Source organism: Actinoplanes sp. NPDC023801, assembly GCF_040639655.1.
Taxonomy (GTDB): Bacteria; Actinomycetota; Actinomycetes; order Mycobacteriales; family Micromonosporaceae; genus Actinoplanes.
In genome coordinates, this window is the sequence record NZ_JBFAAI010000012.1 from 76,899 (window position 1) to 98,873 (window position 21,975).

Genomic DNA, 21,975 nt, shown 5'->3' on the forward strand with positions numbered 1-21,975 from the left:
GGAGACCGGAACCTGAGACGAACCTCAGCCGGACAGAGCGGCGGACACCACAGCGCGCGCCTCCTCCTGGATACGGGTCAGGTGGTCCGGCCCGTGGAAGGACTCGGCATAGATCTTGTAGACGTCCTCGGTGCCGGACGGGCGGGCCGCGAACCAGCCCGACGCGGTGACCACCTTGAGCCCGCCGATCGCCGCACCGTTACCGGGAGCGCTGGTCAGCACGCCGGTGATCGGCTCGCCGGCCAGTGACGACGCGGTCACCTGCGACGGCGACAGCTTGCCGAGCACCGCCTTCTCGGCGGGCGTGGCGGGTGCGTCGATCCGGGCGTAGGCCGGCTCGCCGAAGCGGGCGGTCAGTTCCCGGTAGTGCTCGCTCGGCGTCTTCCCGGTGACCGCGAGGATCTCGGAGGCCAGCAGGTCCAGGATGAGGCCGTCCTTGTCGGTGCTCCACGCGCCACCGTCGCGCCGCAGGAACGACGCTCCGGCGCTCTCCTCGCCGCCGAAGCCGATCGAGCCGTCGAGCAGGCCGGGCACGAACCATTTGAAGCCGACCGGCACCTCGTCGAGCCGGCGGCCCAGGTCGGCCGCGACCCGGTCGATCATCGACGACGAGACCAGTGTCTTGCCGATCCCGGCGCCGGAGGGCCAGCCGTCGCGTGCGGAGTAGAGGTACGCGATGGCGACGGCCAGGTAGTGGTTGGGGTTCATCAGGCCGCCGTCGGGCGTGACGATGCCGTGCCGGTCGGCGTCGGCGTCGTTGCCGGTGGAGATCTGGAAGGCGTCCTTGCGCTCGATCAGCGAGGCCATCGCGTACGGCGAGGAGCAGTCCATCCGGATCTTGCCGTCCCAGTCCAGGGTCATGAACCCGAACGTCGGGTCGACCCGCGGGTTCACCACGGTGAGGTCCAGCCCGTGCCGGCTCGCGATCTCACCCCAGTACGCCACGCTGGCCCCGCCCAGCGGGTCGGCGCCGATGCGTACCCCGGCCGAGCGGATCGCCTCGATGTCGATCACCGAGGGCAGGTCGTCGACATAGGTGCCGAGGTAGTCGTACTTCTCCGAGCCGGCCGGGCGGGCGGTCCGCCGCACCTCCTTGAGGCCGGCCGCGATCAGGGCGTTGGCGCGGTCCTGGATCCAGCGGGTGGCGTCGGTGTCGGCCGGGCCGCCGTTCGGCGGGTTGTACTTGAAGCCGCCGTCGTCCGGCGGGTTGTGCGAGGGCGTGACCACGACGCCGTCGGCCTGTGCCGTGTTCGACCGGTTCCACCGCAGGATCGCGTGCGACAGAGCGGGCGTCGGGGTGTAACCGTCCCGGTCGTCGATGAGCACCGTCACGTCGTTGGCGGCGAACACCTCCAGCGCGGTGATCATCGCGGGTTCGCTCAGCGCGTGCGTGTCCCGGCCCAGGAAGAGCGGGCCGGTGGTGCCCTGGTCCCGGCGGTACTCGACGATGGCCTGGCTGGTGGCCGCGATGTGGTCCTCGTTGAAGGCGGCCCGCAGGCTGGAACCGCGGTGCCCGGAGGTGCCGAACGCGACCCGCTGCCCGGCCTCGGCCGGATCCGGATGGTCGGTGTAGTAACGGGAGACGACCTTCGGAACGTCGATCAGGTCGGCCGGTTCGGCGGGCCGGCCGGCACGGGGGTGGGCGGACATGTCGGCCTCCTCGGTGGTGGATGAAGCTGTGACGGATCGTATCCGCACGGCCACGTTGAACCTTTCCCCGCGTGGATCCGAACTACCCCATGTGACCCGGGTGCTCGTCGTGATGTTCGTGCTGCTGACCACCACTCTCGCGATGCCCGCGGCGCCCGCCGCCGCACACGCCGCGACGATCGGCTCGACGCCGGCGCCGGGAAGTGTGATCGGCGCCTCGCCGTCGGAGGTCACCGTGTCGTTCAGCGAACCGGTCAGCCCGGTCGCCGGACGGGTCCAGGTGATCGCCCCGGACGGCGAGCGGATCTCCGGGACGGCCACCGTCGACGGCACGGTGGTGCGGATCCCGGTCCGCAAGGCGAAGAAGCCGCTCGGCACGTACCTGATCAGCTTCCGGGTCATCTCGGCGGACAGCCACCCGGTCGGCGGCGCGATCACCTTCTCGGTCGGCGCACCCTCGGCACGCCCGGAGGAACCCGCCGCGATCACCGGGCCGCACCCCTCGGTCTCGGTCGCGGTCCCCGTCCTCAGGACCATCGGGTACGCCGGGGTCACCCTCATCGCCGGTCCCGCGCTGTTCCTGGCGTTCCTGTGGCCCGGCCGGCGTTCCCGGGCCGGGGCGTTGCGGATGACCCGGATCGGTCTGGCGCTGACCGCCGCGGCGACCCTCGGTGCGCTCGGCACCCAGGCTCAGCAGGGTTCCGGCGCACCCCTCTGGCAGCTGTCGGCCGCCGAGTTCACCGAGGTGCTGACCAGCCAGTACGGCCTGCTGCTGGTGGCTCGGCTCACGATGCTCGGTGCTCTGGCCGTACTGCTGCCGCCTCTGCTGCGCCGCCCACGACGTGCCGTGACCGTGCCGCGAACCGCGCCCGCCGCCGTCCTGGTGGGTGCCGGCGCATCCGCCGCACCTCTGCCCACCGCACCTCTGCCCACCGCACCTCTGCCCACCGCCGCACCGGCCCCGTCGGCGCCCGGATCCCGCCGCCTGCGGACCGCCGCCGTCCTGGCCGTGTCCGCCGCCGGACTGGCCACCTGGCCTCTGACCGGCCACGCGATCGCCGTTCCGCTGCCCGTGGTGACGGTGGCGGCCGGGATCGTGCACATGGCCGCGATGGCGGCGTGGCTCGGCGGTCTCGTCACCCTGACGGTCTTCCTGCTGCGCCGCACGCACGAGCGGGTCCTCGGGGTGATCCTGCCGGTGTGGTCGCGGTGGGCGGCCCTCGCCGTGATCTGGCTGGTGGTCACCGGCGCCGTCCAGGCGGTCATCCAGCTCGGCTCGCTCCCGGCGCTCTGGCAGACCGGTTACGGGCGGCTGCTGCTGGTCAAGCTCGGCATCCTGGCCCTCGTCCTGGCCGCCGCGGCCGGCGCCCGGCGGATGGTGAACAGTGCCCGCAACGGACGGGGCCTGCGGCGCACGGTCGCCGTCGAGGTCGTCGCCAGTGTGGTGATCCTGGCGCTGAGCTCGGTGCTGGTGCAGGTCGACCCGGGCCGCAGCGCCGCCGCGAAACAGGGCGCGATCAGCGGGAAGGGCATGTCCGAGACGCTCTCCAGCGACATCTACACCGTCCAGTTCAACATCTATCCGGTCGAACTGGGCGAGTACAACACGGTGCACGCGTTCCTCTACCGGCCGGACGGCGCACCGCTGCAGGCCGAGGAGTGGGAGGTCTCGGCGCGGCTGCTCGAACCGGCCCTGGAGGCGGTGAAACACCCGATGGCCGGTGTGCTCCCGGGCAACCAGGCGCTCGGCTCCATCGCGTTCCCGCTTCCCGGCACCTATGAGGTCGTCTTCACCATCCGGACCAGCGAGATCGACCGCGCGTCCGTGAAGACCACGGTCGAGGTACGCGGCTGACCTCTCAACCGCGGACGGCCATGACGGGACGGGACGGGCCCGGCCGGTCCAGGACGACCCGGTCGCGGCCGGCCGCCTTCGCCTCGTACAGGTGCGAGTCGGCACGGGCGAGCAGGTCGTCCAGCTCGTCCTGCCCGGCGAGATAGGACAGCCCGATGCTGAGCGTCACGTGCACCGGACCGGCCGCGGTGCCGACCGGGGTGCGGGCCACCTCGGCGCGGATCCGCTCGGCCACCTCCGGGCCCCGGTCCCCGGCGTCCGGGAGCAGGACGATGAACTCCTCGCCGCCGTACCTGGCCACCAGGTCGGCCGGACGGCAGGCCGCACGCAGGCGCGCCACCACCTCGCGGATGACCTCGTCGCCCACCTGATGGCCGTACGTGTCGTTGATCCTCTTGAAGTGGTCGATGTCCACCATCATCGCGGCGAGACGGCCACCCGGCCCCCGGTCGCGGGCCAGCATCCGGCGGGCCTCGTCGAAGAAGTGCCGCCGGTTGGCCACGCCGGTCAGCGCGTCCACCGTCGCCAGGCGGTGCACCTCGGCGAAAAGCAGGGCGTTGTCGTACGCGGCCATCGCCTGACCGGCCAGCGCCGCGATCACCTCGGCTTCCCCGGGTTCGGTCGCCGGGCCACCGAGCAGCAGGACGCCGAGCCGGGTGCCGCGCGCGGTGAGCGGAACGAGCCGCCAGCCGTCCGACGCCGCGGCGTCGCCGCCGGGCTCGGCACCGGCGATCCGGAGCAGCGAGGGCACCGTGGTGCACTCGGCCGTCAGGAACGGTTCGTCCGCGTACGCCAGCCCGGCGATCCCGGCCGGCATGTCGGTGATCCGGGCCTGGTGGGCGCCGGACGCGTCCCGGTACCGCACGGTCAGCGTCCGTGGTTCACCGGGCGCCTCCAGGACCAGGCAGGCGCGGCCGGTACGGCCGGTCCGCAACGCGCTGGTGATCAGCCGGTCCAGCACCTCGTCCGGCTCCAGCGTGGCGGCGAACCAGCCCATGGCCTCGCGCAGCATCTCGGCCAGATCGCGCTGCCGGTGTGCGGCGGCGACGGCGACCTCCAGCTGTGCGGTGCGGGCGGTCTCCAGCGAGATCGCGATCTGGTGCGTGATCGCCGTCAGGACGTCGACGTCACCACCGGAGAACACCCCTTTCGCCAGCCGGCTGTCGAGATAGACGACGCCGAGCAGGCGGTCGTCCAGGAGCACCGGGGCGGCGAGGATGCTGCGCAGCCCGAACTCCACCATGCTGGGGGTGCTGAGCACCTCGCCCTGTTCGGTGCCGGTGACGACCCGGGCCGTCCGGGCGGTGCGCACCTGCTCCACCACGGTGGTGCTGTAACCGGACACCTCGACCAGATCACGGCCGTGCGCGTCGCGACCGACATGCCCGCCCAGATCGGTGGCGGAATCCTCCTCCAGCAGCAGCAGGGCTCGCTCCGCGCCGAGGATCCGGATGGTCTCGTCGAGAGCGATCCGGGCCAGTTGCGCCGGGTCGAGCACCCGCGAGGCGGCCAGACTGACCTGTTGCAGCGCCGCCCAGCGCTGCGCCTCCCGATCGACGTGGACGCGTCCGCCGGGCTGTTCCGGGCCGGCCGGAGCCTCCAAGCCGAACTCGGCGATCAGCCGCTGCGCGCGATGCGGCCAGCCCTGCCGGTACGCCAGCGACAACGCGTAGCCGGCGCGACGGCGGGCATGTTCCGGCCGGCCCAGGGCGAGCAGCGCGTAGGCGGCCACCCGCGCGGCCTCGAACTCGACCAGGGGCGCGTCCACCGCGTGCAGCACGGGTGCGGCGGCGGCCAGCTGTTTCAGGCCCTTCTCCGGCCGACCGGCCATGACGCTGAGAGCGGCCGCACCGACGCGGTGGTGGGCCCGCAGGATGGGCCGGTAGGCGACCTGTCCCAGGGTGGTCACCGCCGCCCGGGCCGCGGCCAGCCGGGCCTCTCGGTGCTCCCCGGTGGAGAGATGGCATCGCTCCAGCTCGGCGTAGGCACGCAGGCAGTACAGGGTGTGCTGGGCCGGCAGCAGGTCACGGGGCCTGAGCCCGATGGCGTCGAAGCCGCTCATCGCGCTGTCGAAGTCGTCACCGAAGTCCTGCCGCTCGACCGCGGTCTGGAGTTTGCCGATCAGCAGGTCCACCCACTGATGCAGGGGGATGTCGTCGCCCTCGATCGCGGCCAGATGCCGGGCCGCCTCACCGGCACGGCCCCGCAGCGCCAGCAGGCAGGCGTCAGCGGCGACCACCGCGCTGCGGTTGCCCTGTCCGCTGGCCGTGGCACGGCGGCGGGCCCGGCCCAGGCCCTCCTCCGCGGCGGCCATGTCGCCGCGGAGCAGCCAGTCCCAGGAGAGCACGGCGTAGGCGTCCAGCGCGAGACCGAAGTCCAGCCAGCGATCGTGGTCGGCGAGCACCTGCTCGACGCTCTCCCCGTTGTCGCTGCCACCGCCGTGCCGGGCGACCGCGCGGCTCCAGGCCACCCGGGCCGCCAGTTGCCGGTCGCCCAGCCCTTCGGCCTGGCGCCGGCAGACCGCCGCCAGCGGAGCGGCGAGCGACGGCAGCCGGCTGAACTCGAGCAACAGGGCGATGGAACTCAGGGTCAGCACGCTCTCCGGTGAGCGGCCCGCGCGGACGGCCAGGTACGGGGCCCGCAGCGCGTAGATCACCGATCGGCGGGGTTGCAGCTCCCGGGTGTAGGCGCCGCCGAGGTTGTCGTAGATCGAGCAGAGCAGCAGGTAGCGCTCACGCTTGCGGCCGGTGGCGGTGCCGCGGCCGATTCCGGTGACCCGGATCAGCACGGTGACGAGCAGCAGCCACATCGTCGACAGCACCCGGGCCGGGCCGCTGCGGGGCAGGTCGGCGCCCAGTTCGGTGAGGGCCGCCTCGCCGGCGCGGATCTGTTCCGCGGTGTTCCATGCGGAGGTGTGCACCGCGCTGAGGCGGTACCACAACTTCGCCCGCCGGATCGGGTCCGTCGTCCTGGTCAGCGCCTCGTGCAGGGCACCGGCCGCATCCTCCAGGCGCGTCGCCTGGTGGTACGCGGTGGCCAGCAGTTCCTCGCACCCGGGGCCGGCCGTCGACCCCGCCTCACGTGCCACGGCCATGGCGTGTTCCAGGAACGTCACGGCGGTGTCCGGTGCGTGGTCGGCAAGCGCCAGGGCGCCTGCCGCGTGGCAGGCCGCGAACGTTCCGGCCGGGTCGTACCCCGGCGTCCCGTTCATCCGGTGACGAGCCGTCGCGTACACGGCCTGCGGGTCGGCGTCCGGGTGAGCGCCGCGGACGTCGGCGATCCGATCATGCAGGGCCCGCCGGGTCACGTCGTCGAGGTCGTCGGCCAGCACCTGCCGGATGCGCTCGTGCAGGAATCCGTAGGTGCCGTCGGCGTGCCGCTCCACCAGCGCGTGCCGGGCCGCCTCGGCCAGCACGCCGTCGACCACCCCCGGCGGCAACTCACTGACCGTGGCCAGAAGAGCCGCGTCGAACCGGTATCCGGAGACGGCCGCGGTGCCGAGCAGATGGCGGCCGCGGGCGTCCAGCGTGTCGATGCGCTGATGGACCAGCTCGGCGACGTCACCGGGGAGGTCAAGGACGTCGAGACCGGCCGTTTCGACGTGCCACTCCCCCCAGCGGACGGTGACCAGGCCGGCATCGATGATCGCCCGCACGTACTCGTACAGCAGATAGGGGTTGCCATGGCTGCGAGCGGTCAGCTTGGTAGCCAGTTCGAGGCTGACGGCCGATCCACCGTTGAGGGTGACGACGAGCTCGGCGACCGCCGCGGAGTCCAGCGGAGCCAGCACCACGGTGGCGAAACCATCACCCAGGCGCTCACCGAAGGCGTGTACGGCGGGCGCGCTCGCCGCGTCGTCACGCGCGGTCAGCAGCACCAGCAGCGGCACCTCGCCGATCGAGCCGGCCAGCTGTTCCATGACCCGTACCGTGGAACGGTCGAGCCACTGGACGTCGTCGAGATGCAGAACCATGCCTCCGGCACGGCGGGCCAGCAGGAGCAGGAAGTCGGCCACCGCGGCGGTCCAGCGTTCCTCGTCCAGGACCCCCTCGGGCGGGGCGGCCTCGGAGATCTGCGCCAGTGATCCGGACAGCGCCAGAACGATCCCGTCCGTGTCGTGCAACGCCAGGCGCAGATCCTGCAACGCGGCCGACGCGGTGACGTGGCCGGCGCCGCCGATCAGCTGCCGCACATAGTCGTCCACCGCGGCCCGCAGGGGGGCCAGCGGCTGAGTCTCGATGCGGGAGCCGCCACCGCGAAGGACCGGGTGCCGGTCCGGCAGCCGGCCGGTCAGTTCCCGGGCCAGACGGCTCTTGCCGCTGCCGGGCGCGCCGCTGATCACGACGATGCCGCCGTGCCCCTGCACGGCCCGGTTCCACCGCTCACCCAGTTCGGCCAGTTCGGCGTCGCGGCCGGCCAGCGGCGTATCCGCGGCGGCTCCCGGGACCCCGGTGGCGGGGTCGCACGGCGGCACGCCGGCGATCCGGCTCAGCCGCGCGTGCAACTCGTCCGCGTTCCGCAGCCGGTCGTCGGGGTCCTTGGCCAGCAGCCCGACGATGACGTCCGCGAGCGCCGGCGACAGGTGCGGTGCCGCCTGCCGCGGGTCCGGAACCGGTGCCACCGCGTGCAGCCGGAGCAACTCGCCGAGATCCGCCGCCTCGTACGGCGGGCGCCCCGTCGCGCACTCGAACAGAACGACCCCGAACGAGTAGAGATCGGCGCGGAGGTCCACCGGGCGGTGCACCATGCCGCTCTGTTCCGGCGCGGTGTACGTCGCCGTTCCGGCCATCCGGTCCCCCGGAGCCGAGCAGCGCATCCGCGACCCGAGGGAGAAGTCGGTCAGGTGCACCCGGCCGTCGCCGGCGAGCAGCACGCTGTCCGGTTTGATGTCACCGTGCATGAGACCGGCCCCGTGCGCCGCCCGCAGCGCCCCGGCCAGGCCGACGGCCAGATCGAGGAGTGCCTCGGCCGGCATCGGCCCGGCCCGGAGCGCGTCCGTGAGCGGGCGGCCCTCGACCAGGTCCATCACCAGGTACGGGCGGTCGTCGACGACACCCACGTCATGAACCCGCGGGAGCCCCGGATGGACGGCCCTGGCGAGCCGGGCGGCCTCCCGCCGCAGCGCGGCGAGGAAGGGCTCCGGTTCGCTCTCGGGGTGGAACAGCTTGACCGCGTACTGCTCGTCGCCGCGCCCGATCCGGTACACGACCGCTTGACCACCGGATCCCAGCTCGCCCAGGACGGTGAACCCCGCGGGGCACAGGCGCGCCACGGCGTCGGCCACCGGGGCAGGTGCGACAACGCTCATGTCTGTCCATCGGCCGCGGCAGGCGTGTCTTGAGACTTGCCGCCACGGATCGCGGCCCGGCAGCACCGGACGGCGGCCGTCCGCGACGGTTCACGCCGCGGCGGTCAGGCGCTGCCGGGCGAGCAACTCGGTGATCTTCCCGGCCTCCATCGGCCGGCCCAGGTGATAGCCCTGCCCGACGGTGTAGCCGAGCGTCCGGAGCCGCTGCACCTGCTCCTCGTTCTCGATGCCCTCGGCGACCGTGTCGAGGCCGAAGGCGCTGGCGAGCTGGGCCACCGCCCGGGCGACCGCCTGGCCGGCATCGTTGCCGGGCGTTCCCGGATGTTCCAGTTCGATACCGTCCACGAACGACTTGTCGAGCTTCACCATGGCTGCCGGGAAGGTCCGGAGCAGGCTCAGTGACGATTCGCCCGTACCGAAGTCGTCGAGCGCCAGCCGGACACCGATCGCGTGAATCTCGTGCAGGACCCGTGAGACCTGCGGGCCGCGCAGCACCGCGGACTCGGTCAGCTCCAGCACCAGCCGGCCGGCGGGCAGTCCGCTGTCGGCGAGCGCCGCCTTGACGTCGCCGACGAAGTCGGGATCGTGCAGCTGCCGTACCGAAACGTTGGGTGACGCCTTCTCCAGGGCGTGCGGGCCGAACTCGGCGAGCCAGGCGGCCGCCTGCCGGCAGGTCTCGCGCAGCACGAAACGACCGAGCGGGACGATGAGGCCGGTACGCTCGGCCGCCGGGATGAACTCCAGCGGCGGCACCAGGCCGCGCTGCGGGTGCTGCCACCGCACCAGCGCCTCGACACCGATCAGGCGGCGATCGGCCAACCTGACGATGGGCTGGTAGAGCAGCCGGAACTCGCCGGCGTCCAGTGCCCGGCGCAGCTCGCCGCCGAGCCGGACATCGGTGAAGACCGGCTGCTGCAGGTCGGCGGTGTACCGCACCCAGTTGCCCTTGCCCCGCTGCTTGGCGGTGTAGAGGGCGATGTCGGCATCACGGAGCAGACTGCTCGCCGCGGTGCCGGAGGGCGCGGTCGCGATGCCGATGCTGGCGTGCACCAGCAGCCGGTGCACGCTGATCGGTACCTCGAAGGCGGTCATGATCCGCTGCGCCAGCGGGTCGCCCGCCTGCCGCGGCCCGGTCACCAGCACGGCGAACTCGTCACCGCCGAGGCGCACCACGCGGCCGTCGTCACCCGTCGCGTCAGAAAGCGTCCCGGCGAACGCGACGAGCAACTCGTCGCCGACGTCATGGCCCAGGGAATCGTTGACGGTCTTGAAGTCGTCGAGGTCGACCAGCAGCACCGTCGCGTCGCCGGTGGCGAGTACCTGCACCAGCCATTCCCGGAACAGAGCACGGTTGGCCAGGCCGGTCAGCGGATCGTGGGTGGCCTCGTGGCGTGCGCGCCGCTCGGACTCCTCACGTTCTCGCAGCAGGCGGCCGTTCTCGCGCATCACCAGGTACTGCCGGATCATGACGAGCATGATGACGGCCACGGCCGTCGCTGCCGCCACCCGCTCGGCGGTGGCGGCCGGGTGCAGCAGCACGTCGACCACCGGCACCTGCACCGCGGCCACCGCCAGGTAGGGCAACCAGGTGTTGGGCCGCCGGGGCGGGGCGCCGGCCGAGATCCACTGCCGGTGGACGGCCAGCACCAGGAGCACCGGTACCACCGGCAGGGCCAGCGCCTGCGCCGCCGCGGGCCAGTCGGGGCCACCGTTGACCCCGATCATCGCCACCACCGCTCCGACCAGGCCCATGGCCGCGAGGAGCCGCACCGCGACCCGGTCGACCGGACCGCCGTTGATGTACGAGACCTTCGTGATGCTGCCGGCCGCCAGTACGAACGCCAGCAGGGTCATCGTCACCAGCGGCCGGCCCCGCAGCTCGGGCGTGTCGATCAGCGGTGCCAGCCCGAAGTGGTACAGCACGCCGGCGCAGCCGAGGAACGCGATCGCGCGGTCCAGCCATTGCCGGCCCAGCTCGTAGCGGGTGGCGACCCCGAGAGGCACACGCGCGACCGCATGGATCGCGACGAGCATCCCGCCGCAGACGCCCACGGTTCCGGCGATCGGCATGGCAGGGTAGTCCGGGGCGCTGCGGAAGGCCGCGACGGCCAGCGCGGAGTACCCGCCGAACAGCAGCAGGCAACCGCCGAACAGCTGCCACCAGAAGCGGGCCGCCGCCGGCGCCAGCGGCACCGTGCGGACCATCCGCAGGATCGCGAACGCGGCCACCGCCAGTCCGGCCGGCATGAAGAGGTACGCGGTGGCCTTGTCGCCGTGCCCGCCGGCCGACCACCGGATGAACCACAGCACACCGAGCAACGCGGTACCGGCCGTGAGGGCGAGTTGAAGCCACGGCCCTCGGCGGAAGTTCCCCATGTCGGTACTCATCGGCGGCTGTCGGATGTTGTGAAGGAAGCCGCCCGCTATCGTTCCGGCGTGCTCATCCTGCTCCCGCCCTCCGAGGGTAAGACCCCGGCCACGGCCGGTGACCCCGTCGACCCGTCGTCGCTGTGGCTGCCGCCCCTGGCCGCCGCGCGCGCCCGGGTGCTCGCCCGCCTGGTCGCCCTGTGCCGGCGCAGCAGCGCGCGATCGATCGCGGACACCCTGGCCGTGCTGGGGCTCAGCGAGGGACAGCGCGGCGAGATCACGCGCAACGCCGAGCTGCCGGTGGCACCGGCCGCCCCGGCCTCGGAGGTGTACACCGGGGTGCTCTACGAGGCGCTCGGCATCCGGGAGCTGGACGAGTCCGCCGTCGCCTGGCTCGACGAGCGGGCGGTCGTCTTCTCCGGCCTGTGGGGCGTGGTGCGCCTCGGCGACCGGATCCCGGCGTACCGCTGCTCGGTGGGTGTCACGCTGCCCGCACCGGTGGGTGGGCTCACGGCGTACTGGAAGAAGGCTCTGAAGCCCGCCCTCGACCGGGCGTGCGCCGGGACGCCGGTGCTGGACCTGCGGTCCGGCGCCTATGCCGCGATGTGGACGCCGGGCCCGGAGGCGGCCGCGCTGCGGGTGCTGCACGAGCGGGTCGTCGACGGCGTGGCCAGGCGGTCCGTGGTGAGCCACTTCAACAAGGCCACCAAGGGCCGCCTGGTGCGTGCGCTGGCCGCCGAGCGGGCCGCGCCCGGCTCGGTGGACGAGCTGGTCACGGCCCTGCGGGACCTGAAGTTCACGGTCGAGGAACGCCCCGCGCCGGCCGGCCGGGCCCGGCAGCTCGACGTCGTCGTGGCCGAGCTCTGACCACCGTCATTCAGCGGACAGGATGTCGACGACGAACCGCAGGTCGCCCTTCTCCGGCCCGTAGGCGAGGGCCTGCGGCACGTCCAGCTGGATCCGGCTGCCCACCTTCTGGCCGGGGATGCCCTTGTCCCAGCCCTGGATCAGCTGACCGGTGCCGACCCGGAAGCTGATCGGCTTCGACCGGCCGCTCTCCCAGGACGAGTCCATCTGCTCGCCGGAGGTGTACCCGACCAGCTTGTAGTTGACCGTGATGGTCTGGCCCGCCTTGACCACCTCGCCGTTGCCCGGCACCAGCTCCTTGATCACGAGATCGGTGAGGGTGCCGGACCCGGTCGGGATCTGGGGCTCCTGCGTGAGCGGGTCGGCCGAGGCGGCGGGCGCGGCGGCCGGCACCGGGTCCCCGTCGTTGCGCACGACGAAGAAGACGACCACGAGCACGACGAAGACGAGCACGCCGCTGAGCACCCCGGCTATCGCCTGGCCGCGATGGGTGCTGGTGGAACTGGTCTTGTCACTCATACGTCGCTCTCCCGGTCGGACGAGTCGGAAACTTCGGACACGCTACTCGTAACCGGGACCAATACGGTTAAGAACCTCCTCCGAATCGCCGATGCAGGCGATCGGCCGTAAGGACCTGACCCGCCTCCCCCTCTTCACCCGGGGCCGGGGAGATGAGATCGTTTAGCGCCCTGCCCGCCCCGCCCGATCTGGAGGATCCTTGCCCCTGCTCGATCCCGGTCGGCGGCGTCAGTGGCGGCAACACGTGGAACCGGCCGCCGTGATCCTGGCCGGCGTGCTCGCCGCGACAACCGTCGGCGTGATCATCCACAGCCGCGCGACCCACGGCGACCCGCCGGCCGCCGCCGCGCCCACGGTCGCCGCGCCGACCGCCGAGCAGGTCCCGATCCCGCTGCCGAGCGCCACCCCGACACCGTCGATGACACCGATCGACTCGATCGTCGTCGAGCGGGTGCCGGTGGCCGCGACCGTCGACCTGGACGCCGAGGGCACCGTCGACTGGGTGCACTGGGGCGAACAGGGCCGGTTCTCCCTCGAACGCGACCGGGGTGGCGACTTCACGATCCTCGAGGGCACCCCCGGCGAGTCCCGGCAGCGGCACACCGCCAGCCCGGAACGGTTCACCTGGACCGGCGGCGAACCGATGGCCGCCTCCTCCGGGGTCACCAGCGGCATCCGTACCTGCGGTGCCGGCAACGGGTTCACCCTCTCCGCACCGGCGACAACCGGATCCCACACCCTCAAGCTGTACGTCGGCGTGATCGAGGCCCGGGGCAGCCTGCGCCTTCGACTCAGCACCGGCGGCGAGGCGTACATCGATCACTTCGAAGGCCGCGGCGACTCGATGGCGACGACCGCCTATGTCGTCTCGTACCGTGCGTCAGGAACTGGCAAGATCTCGATCAAGTGGATCACCGACGCGGCCTTCGACGAAGACTGCGGCGGCGTGGCCCTCCAGGCCGCGACCCTGAGCTGAACTGCTCCACTCTTGTGAATCCGGAAAGGGGAACCCTGTGTTCGCGGGCTGGGGATCGCGGGTCGCCCGCCTGAGATGGCCGGTGCTCATCGTCGCGCTCGTCGCGGTGATCGGATCCGGCATCTGGGGCTTCGGCGTTTTCGGTCAACTCACCGAGGGTGGATACAACGACCCACGGAGCGAGTCGGCACGGGCCGCCGAGACGGTGGCCACCGCGACCGGCGAGCAGGGCGGTGACGTCATCGCCATCTACACGCCCGACCAGGGCACCATCGACGACGCCGCGCTCACCAAACGCGTCAAGGAACGGCTCGCGGCACTGCCCGGGTCGGCCGTCGAGTCGCACAGCTCGTACTGGGACGCCAAGGCCCCCGCCTTCGCCGCCGAGGACAAGTCCAGCGCCGTCGCGATCATCACCCTGAAAGGCGACGACGAGGCCGCCAAGACGGAGTCGTACCGTGACATCGAGGACGCCCTCACGGTCCCCGGCGCGAAGGTCGAACTGGCCGGCGGCATCCCGCTCAGCCACGCCTCGTCCGAGCGCTCCACCGACGACCTGGCCTTCGCCGAGATGGTGTCGCTGCCCATCGTCCTGATCCTTCTGCTGATCATTTTCGGCTCGCTGGTCGCCGCCTCCCTGCCGGTCCTCGTCGGCGGCGCCGCCGTCCTCGGCTCCCTCGGTGTGCTGCACGCCATCGGGCTCGTCTACGAGGTCAACTCGTTCGCGATCAACGTGGCCAGCCTCCTCGGCCTCGGCATGGCGATCGACTACGGCCTGTTCATGGTCGGCCGGTTCCGGGAGGAACAGGCCGTCCACGACACCGCCGAAGCGGTCCGCCGCACCGTGGCCACCGCCGGGCGCACCGTCGTCTTCTCCGCCACCCTGCTGATGACCGCCCTCGCCGGGCTGCTGCTGTTCCCGCAGGACTTCCTCAAATCCCTGGCGTACGGCGGGCTCGCCGCCGTCTTCCTGGCCATGCTGCTGTCGCTGACCCTGCTGCCGGCGCTGCTCGCCATCCTCGGCCCGCGCGTCGACCTCGTCCCGGTCCGGCTGCCCCGCTTCACCCGGGGCGACGGCGGCGGCTGGGAACGGCTCGCCGGAATGGTCCTGCGGCGGCCGGTGCTCGTGGCCGTACCCATCTTCGCCGCCCTCGTGGTCCTCGCCCTGCCGATCGCCGACGCCCGCTTCGGCGAGAACGACGAACGGCAGCTTCCCGCCGGTGACCCGTCCCGCGTCGCGATCGAGACGCTCAAAGCCGACTACCCGCAGTTCAGCTCGGACGGCGTACAGGTCGTCGTCCGCGCCACCGACGGCAAGAAGCCGGACGTCAAGGCGTTCAGCGAAACCGCCGGGAAGGTCGCCGGCGTGGAGAAGGTCGCCACCACCGGCGGCAACGGCAAGGACGTCGTCGTCCTCACCGCCGACCTGAAGAGCACCGACATGTTCAGCGACGAGGCCCGGGACGCCGTCGACGCGCTCCGCGCCCTCGAACCGCCGACCCGCACCGAACTGCTCGTCGGCGGCGTCACCGCCCGCAACGTCGACAGCCTCGAGGCGATCGGCGACCGGCTGCCCCTCATGATCGGCCTGCTCGCCGGCGCCACGCTGGTGCTGATGTTCCTGGCCTTCGGCTCCGTCCTGCTGCCGATCAAGGCCGTCGTGATGAGCGCGCTCAGCCTCACCGCGACCTTCGGCATCCTCATCTGGATCTTCCAGGAGGGCCACGGCGCCTCCCTGCTCAACGTCACACCGACACCGCTGGAAGCCGGCATCGTCGTCCTGATGGCGGCCGTGGTCTTCGGCCTCTCCACCGACTACGAGGTGTTCCTGCTCTCCCGCATGGTCGAGGCCCGGTTGCGGGGCGCCACCACCCATCAGGCCGTCACCATCGGCCTCAGCCGTACCGGCCGGGTCATCAGCGCGGCAGCGCTGCTCCTCATCGTCGTCACCGGCGCGTTCGCGCTGTCGTCGGTCACGACCATGCGGTTCATCGGCGTCGGCATGATCGTCGCGCTGGTGCTGGACGCCACCGTGGTCCGCGTCCTGCTCGTCCCCGCCGTACTCGCCGTCCTGGGCGACGCCTCCTGGTGGGCCCCCGGACCGCTGCGGCGCCTGCAGGAGAAAGCCGGCCTCGCCGAATACGCGGGCGAGGAGGAACCGGGTGGGAAGCACGCGTGGCGCCCGGACGACCCCGCCATGGAGGAGACCACCGTCCTCGACGGGACGCTGCTGGCCCGCGCCCTCCCCGCTGGGCCGGACCGGGCCGCGCTGCCATCCGGGGGGACCGAGGTGTCCAGCACGGTCGTGCTCGACTACGAGGCGGTCCTCGACTACCTCTCCGAGAAGGAGGGGGCCGCGGTCCGGGCAGGCGGTCTGCTTCCGGAGCGTTCCCTTTCCTCCGGCGGTACGGGGACTTCCTCCACCGGTACCGACGCCTCCTCCACCGGTACCGACGCGCCCTCCACCGGTACGGACACCTCCTCCGGCGGTACGGAGACTTCCTCCGGTGCGGGGACGGAGGAGCCGGAAGGACCCGGACGTCATCGTGACCCGGACTCCTTCTCGCCGGAGCCGGACTCCGTCGACGTCTCGTCCTCCGCGCCGGAGCGCACCAGCCCCGAAGATCTCTGGGCCGAGGTGGAGGCCACCCTCGCCGCAGGCGTCGAGCTCAGCAGGCCGGACCCTGAATCCACCGACGCGGCCCCGGCCGGTAATCGTCCGTCCACCGGTGGCCCGGACCCGGCCGCCACTCACGTCCTGCACCTGCCCGGCGCCCCGGAATCCGAGGACGCCCCCCGGTCCGGCGGCGACGCGTCGGTGACGCAGGTCCTGCATCTGCCGCCGGACGCCGGCCCGTCCGCCTCCCCGACTTCGCCGGACTCCGACGAGCCCGGTACCTCCCCGGCCCCGCCGGCCACCGCCGTTTCTGATGCCAGGCCCGCCGAGCTCCCCGGCACGGCGGAGTCCAGCGAGGGTGTCTTCTCCGGTGCCTCCATCGCAGAGAGCGTCACGGACCCCGCTACGTCTCCCGGCGACCGGTTCTTCTCCGGCCCTGCCGACGTCTCCACAAGCGATGTCCCCGGCCTCTACGAGTCCGACCATCCCGGCCTCGCCGTGGGCAACACCCACGGCCCCGCCGCAACCGACCGCCCCGGCCCCGCCGGCCTCGCCGCAACCGACCACCCCGGCCTCGCCGTGGGCGACACCCCCGGTCTCTCTGCAAGCGACACCCACGGCCTCTCCGTAACCGACCGCTCCAGCCTCTCCGCAAGCGACGCCCACGGCCGCTCCGTGGGCGAGGCCGCCGAGAGGGGCGGCGACGGTTCCACCGATTCCGTCGTGGGCGGGCTCTTCGCAGCCACCTCTTCCGGTCGGGATCTCGCCGTGCCGGAGGCTGCCCTCACCGGGACCGACAGGGTCACCGAAGCCGCGGAATCCCCGCTGAGCGGGCCTGACGCCGATGCTGACAGCGACGTATCGGCTGGTGCTGTTCCGCTCGCGACAACTGAACCGGTCCCGGCCTCGCCACCGGCTGCCGGGTCCTCGTTCGGCGTCCCGGAGACGACCGCGTCACCGGAGGACACCGCTCAGGCCGCCTCGTCGGCCACCTGGTCGCCGGAGCCGGAGATCTTCTCGGCGACGGTCTACACCGGGCTGTTCGCCGAGGAGACGGTCCGGGCCGCCACACCCGACCCGGTTGAAGAGTCCGCGACGGTCCCGGCGGCCACACCGGACCCGGTTCAAGAAGCCACAACGGTCCCGGCGGCCACAGCCGACCCGGTTCAAGAATTCGCAGCGGCCTCCGACAGCTCGGGCGCCCCGGTCGAGGCAGGGGACGTAACCGCCCTGCACCAGGTGGCCATCGACCCGGCCACCGCGAGCATCCCAGAGGGTCCCGTCGGAGTGGCGACCGTCGAGGACACCGCAGGCAGTTCCTCCGCACCTGCCGGCACCGACGAGACGGGTCGGGTCGCCGGATTCCCCACTGTGGCCATGGGCCGCGCGGCCGTCGATCCTGAGACTCCCGCCCCCACTACGACTGCGGGCCACGCGGCCGTCGATCCTGAAGCTCCCGCAGCCCTCACCCCCATCGAAGTTACTACCGAGAGCGCGCTGTTCGGATCCCCAGCGTCCGCCTCCTTCGAAGCGGCTTGGAGCAGCTTCACGTCCATCGGCGAGGAGCCGGCGCCCGGCAAAGACTCCGTGCCCGGCGGTGTGTCACCGATCAGTGACGAGCCGGCGCCCGGCGGCGGGTCGGCACCCAGCGTCGGGGCACCCGCTGACCGGCCGACACCCGCTGACCGGCCGACACCCGCTGCGGGGTCGGCACCCGTTGACGGGCCGGCGCCCGCTGAGGGGCCGGCGACCAGCGAACCCTGGGCTGACCGCCTCGTGACACCCGTCGCGAATCCCACCCCGCCCGCCTCCGGTGACGGACCGGACCAGGACCCGTTCTCCTGGCGATCCGACCCCCGCCTGTCCAATCTGTCGGAACCGGATCCCTTCCCCTGGCTGGACCGCTTCGGCGCCGAGCCGCGCACCTCAGAAACCTCCCCGAGGCCCGACGCCCACCTGCCGCACCCGCTACCCGGACGGGTCGGCCGCGAGCGCCCGCAGACTCTCGACGACCTGCTGGCCGGCATCCCGGCAGCGCGTGACGTGACGCCTGCTCCACCGGGCCGCACGGTTCCGGACGCGACCGTCCCCGCGGTGCCGGACATGACCGTCCCGGCAGTGCCGGACGTGACTGCCCCGGCAGTGCCGCCGATCACTGAAGCGGCTTTGACCGCGCGCCCGGAGAGCCTCGGCGATCTGCCTGCTCCGGTGAGTCCGGCTGCTCGGCCGCACCGGCCGCAGAGCCTGGCCGACCTACCCCCTCGCCCGCCGACAACGGACGAGCCGTCGGCCGTCCCCTCCGGTGACCCGACCACGCCCGTGAGCCGGCCGGCCGAACCCGGCCCCACCACGACGGTCGAGCCGGCCGCTGACTCCGGCGAGCCGGCCGCACCCACGGATCGGCCCGCCGAGTCGTCCACCGGGTTCATCGAGCCGGCCTCAGGTGACAGCCTGCCCACCAGCCCGATCGAGCCGGCCGCGGTCACCACCGGGCATCAGGAGCTCGCCGGACCCGCCGAGCCGATGTTCCCGTCAGCACAGGAGCAGGTCACGGCCCTGCCAGCGGCCGCCATGCCCACCGCACCGGCCGGGACGCCCCTGCCGGACCATGTCCGGAACGCTGCCGCGGACGACCGGGCAGAGGCCAACGGCGCGCTGCTGGACCTCGGTCTCGCCGGCCAGGGCGAACAGGCGACCGCGGTCCCTGACCCGGCGCCTCTCCGCGGGTCGGGCGACACGACCCCCGGTACCGCCGACGACGCTGTCAGCGAGGCAACCCGGGAACCCGCCGACGCCGTCGCGGCCGAAAGCATCTCGCCGCTCTCCGCGGAGACGACCGCCGGCGCCGAGCCGGTGGATGAGGTCGGGTCGCCCGCCGCAACGCCGGAGCCGGGAGCCGCCGCGGTCACCGGCGCAGCGGAACCGGTGCACCGCCCGCAGACCCTCGACGAGTGGCTGAGCGGTGCCACCGCTGCCGACCCGGCACCGGCCCAGCGTCCGCAGACTCTGCAGGACGCTCCTGCTTCCCGGCCCCGAACCCTGGCGGATGCCCCGGCCGGTCCGGGCGCCCCGGTGCACCAGCCGGCGGCGGAGCACCCGCCCGTGGGCCGCCGGCCGCAGAGCCTGGGCGACCTCCCGCCTCCCGCGGACCGCCGCCCGCAGACGCTTGGCGACCTCGCCTCCGCCTCGGCCGGTTCCGCCGCACCGGTTAGCCCGTCCGGCCGGGCACACCGCCCGCGGACACTTGACGAGTGGCTGAGCGGCGGCGACCCGGCGACCGCCGGTGGAGGTGCCCCGGCCGGAGTCGCGGCCACCACCGGGACGTATCCCGCTCAGCCGGCCGAAGGGCCCGCCGAGCCGGTGGCCACCGCGGACGAGGCGGCCGCCGCCGACGCCGGCGCGTGGGGCGTCGCGGAGCCGGACCGGAACGAAGCCGAGTACCTTCGCGGCCGCCGCCCGGAGACTCTGGACGACCGGCTTCGGGGCACGGTACGCCCGTCGACTCTCGCCGATCACCTGCCGGAGCACGGGCGGACGGCAGCCCGGCGTCCCCCGAACGGCGGGCCGTCGTGGGCTGGTGTGTCGGGCGAGCACCCGTACGATCGCCAGGCCCGCCGCCCGGCTTCCCTGGCGGATCACCCGGGTCAGGCCCTGCCTGGTCAGGAGCCCGGGCCGGAGGAGCCGGACGCCGATCGGTGAGCAAGTACTTGACGGCGGCGCCGGACGGCCGATAGGACCGCCGGTGGGTCCGGGCGCCGCCGGAAGTACAGTGCGTGCGGGCAGGAACAGAGGGGGACGTACGAAATGACCGGCATCGACCCGGACGCCGTGGGTGTGGATCCGGACCGTCTCGAGGTCTGTCTCGCGGTCTTGGCCGAGGTGGAGTCGCTGCAGCCGGACCACCCGGACGCGGTGCGGGTACGGCGGGCGACCGCGGGCCTGTTCAAGACGGTGAAGGTGCAGCGCCGCAAGGAGCGCCGGCAGGCGGTCCTCGCCAACGATCGCGCGGTGACGGCGGCGACCGCGACCGGCGCGCCGGGCCGGATCGACGACGAGACGGCGGGCATTCCGCTGCAGAGCTCGGTCCGCGGCGCGACGGCCGGTGTGCTGAAGCAGGCCCGTGGCTGTTACGTGTGCAAGCAGCGGTTCACCGTGGTGGACGCGTTCTATCACCAGCTCTGCCCCTCGTGTGCGGAGCTGAACCACTCGCGCCGCGACGCGCGTACCGACCTGACCGGGCGGACGGCGCTGCTCACCGGTGGCCGGGCCAAGATCGGTATGTACATCGCGTTGCGTCTGCTGCGCGACGGCGCGGACCTGACGATCACGACCCGGTTCCCGCACGACGCGGTCCGCCGGTTCGCGGCGATGCCGGACAGCGCCGACTGGCTGCACCGGCTGCGGGTGGTCGGCATCGATCTGCGCGATCCGGCGCAGGTCGTCGGCCTGGCCGAGTCGGTCGCGGCCCGCGGGCCGCTGGACATTCTGATCAACAACGCGGCCCAGACGGTACGCCGTACCGCGGGGGCCTATTCCGAGCTAGTGGCCGCCGAGTCGGCGCCGCTGCCCGACGGTCCCCTGCCCGAGCTGGAGTTCTTCGGTGGCGCCGCGCAGATCGGCTCGTCGCCGGCTGCGGCGCTGACGGCGGCGCACCCGCCGACGCTGTCCGCGAAGGAGGTCACCGAGATGGCGCTGACCGCCCGTTCGGTCGCGATTGACGCGGGTGGCCTGGTGCCGGACCTGGTGTCGACGAACAGCTGGAGCGACCGGGTGCACGAGGTGGCGCCGCTGGAGCTGCTGGAGGTGCAGCTCTGCAACGTGACCGCACCGTTCATCCTGGTCAGCCGCCTACGGCCGGCCATGACGGCATCAAAATTCCCCCGGCGGTACGTGGTGAACGTGTCCGCCATGGAGGGCATCTTCAGCCGGGGTTACAAGGGTGCCGGGCACCCGCACACGAACATGGCGAAGGCCGCGTTGAACATGCTGACCCGTACCAGCGCGGACGACATGTTCGCCGACGGCATCCTGATGACCAGTGTCGACACCGGCTGGATCACCGACGAGCGCCCGCATCCGACGAAGATGCGCCTGCACGAGGAGGGCTTCCACGCCCCGCTCGACCTGGTCGACGGGGCGGCCCGGGTGTATGACCCGATCGTCCGCGGCGAGCGTGGCGAGAACGTGTACGGCTGTTTCCTGAAGGACTACGTCCCCGTCGCGTGGTGACCGTTCCCGGCGGACGACAAGCGAATCGGGCCGCACCGTGAGGTGCGGCCCGTTCGTTCTGAAGGGACAAACCTGCGCGAGGCAGGTACTACGGGGCGCCGATACCCGGAGGGCCGCCCGGGCCACCACCGCCGGGGAAGCCACCGGGCGCACCACCTGGGAAGCCACCACCCGGAGCACCGGCGCCACCGGGGAAGCCACCGGGCGCACCGCCCGGGAAGCCACCACCCGGAGCACCGCCACCCGGGAAGCCGCCGGGGAAGCCACCACCCGGGAAGCCACCACCGGGAGCACCGCCCGGAGCCCCACCTGGAGCGCCACCAGGCGCACCACCAGGCGCCCCACCCGGAGCACCACCAGGCGCCCCACCCGGAGCACCACCCGGAGCACCACCAGGCGCCCCACCAGGAGCACCACCCGGAGCACCACCAGGAGCACCACCAGGCGCCCCACCCGGAGCACCACCAGGCGCCCCACCCGGAGCACCACCCGGAGCACCACCAGGCGCCCCACCAGGAGCACCACCAGGCGCCCCACCAGGAGCACCACCAGGCGCCCCACCAGGAGCACCACCAGGCGCCCCACCA

9 protein-coding genes are annotated in these 21,975 nt (G+C 72.7%); 5 read left to right on the forward strand and 4 right to left on the reverse strand.

The window, feature by feature from the left end; translation table 11 throughout:
- Positions 1–24: 24 nt before the first annotated feature.
- Complete coding sequence (gene pgm / locus AB0G04_RS22145) at positions 25–1,650, reverse strand: phosphoglucomutase (alpha-D-glucose-1,6-bisphosphate-dependent) (protein ID WP_360985636.1); 1,626 nt, start codon at positions 1,648–1,650, stop codon at positions 25–27.
- 28 nt (positions 1,651–1,678) lie between these two features.
- Between pgm and AB0G04_RS22150 the strand changes: the two genes are divergently transcribed.
- Entirely contained in the window at positions 1,679–3,505 is a 1,827-nt protein-coding gene (locus AB0G04_RS22150; RefSeq protein ID WP_360985639.1) for a copper resistance protein CopC, read from the forward strand.
- Between the two features lie 4 nt (positions 3,506–3,509).
- On the opposite strand, the gene AB0G04_RS22155 is transcribed toward AB0G04_RS22150, so the two are convergent.
- Together AB0G04_RS22155 and AB0G04_RS22160 are read right to left on the reverse strand one after the other, a co-directional pair.
- Positions 3,510–8,813 (reverse strand): diguanylate cyclase, encoded by a 5,304-nt coding sequence (locus AB0G04_RS22155; protein ID WP_360985642.1) that lies wholly within the window; start codon positions 8,811–8,813, stop codon positions 3,510–3,512.
- 90 nt (positions 8,814–8,903) lie between these two features.
- Entirely contained in the window at positions 8,904–11,201 is a 2,298-nt protein-coding gene (locus tag AB0G04_RS22160) for a bifunctional diguanylate cyclase/phosphodiesterase (RefSeq protein ID WP_360985645.1), read from the reverse strand.
- Positions 11,202–11,249: 48 nt separating this feature from the next.
- On the opposite strand from AB0G04_RS22160, the gene yaaA reads away from it, so the two are divergent.
- On the forward strand, positions 11,250–12,047 hold the full coding sequence (gene yaaA, locus AB0G04_RS22165; RefSeq protein WP_360985648.1) for a peroxide stress protein YaaA: 798 nt from the start codon (positions 11,250–11,252) through the stop codon (positions 12,045–12,047).
- A gap of 6 nt (positions 12,048–12,053) precedes the next feature.
- Here yaaA and AB0G04_RS22170 read toward each other — a convergent pair whose 3' ends face one another.
- On the reverse strand, positions 12,054–12,566 hold the full coding sequence (locus AB0G04_RS22170; protein ID WP_360985651.1) for an FKBP-type peptidyl-prolyl cis-trans isomerase: 513 nt from the start codon (positions 12,564–12,566) through the stop codon (positions 12,054–12,056).
- 199 nt (positions 12,567–12,765) lie between these two features.
- Here AB0G04_RS22170 and AB0G04_RS22175 point away from each other — a divergent pair, with 199 nt between their 5' ends.
- The 3 genes from AB0G04_RS22175 to AB0G04_RS22185 all read left to right on the forward strand — a co-directional run bounded on the left by AB0G04_RS22175 (position 12,766) and on the right by AB0G04_RS22185 (position 21,388).
- Positions 12,766–13,542 carry a hypothetical protein gene (locus AB0G04_RS22175; protein WP_360985654.1) on the forward strand — a complete coding sequence of 259 codons (777 nt, stop codon included), beginning with the start codon at positions 12,766–12,768 and terminating at the stop codon, positions 13,540–13,542.
- An 82-nt stretch (positions 13,543–13,624) separates the two neighbouring features.
- The gene (locus tag AB0G04_RS22180) at positions 13,625–19,858 is read left to right on the forward strand and encodes an MMPL family transporter (protein ID WP_360985657.1); all 6,234 of its coding nucleotides are present in this window, start codon (positions 13,625–13,627) and stop codon (positions 19,856–19,858) included.
- 105 nt (positions 19,859–19,963) lie between these two features.
- A complete protein-coding gene (locus AB0G04_RS22185) occupies positions 19,964–21,388 on the forward strand; it encodes an SDR family NAD(P)-dependent oxidoreductase (RefSeq protein ID WP_360985660.1) in 1,425 nt (474 codons plus the stop codon).
- Positions 21,389–21,975: the final 587 nt, after the last annotated feature.

What these genes read in the sequence shown, in the direction of transcription:
- pgm (WP_360985636.1), bottom strand. Translation starts at nt 1,650, where the DNA reads ATGTCCGCCCACCCCCGTGCCGGCCGGCCCGCCGAACCGGCCGACCTG.
- AB0G04_RS22155 (WP_360985642.1), bottom strand. Translation starts at nt 8,813, where the DNA reads ATGAGCGTTGTCGCACCTGCCCCGGTGGCCGACGCCGTGGCGCGCCTG.
- AB0G04_RS22160 (WP_360985645.1), bottom strand. Translation starts at nt 11,201, where the DNA reads ATGAGTACCGACATGGGGAACTTCCGCCGAGGGCCGTGGCTTCAACTC.
- AB0G04_RS22170 (WP_360985651.1), bottom strand. Translation starts at nt 12,566, where the DNA reads ATGAGTGACAAGACCAGTTCCACCAGCACCCATCGCGGCCAGGCGATA.
- AB0G04_RS22185 (WP_360985660.1), top strand. Translation starts at nt 19,964, where the DNA reads ATGACCGGCATCGACCCGGACGCCGTGGGTGTGGATCCGGACCGTCTC.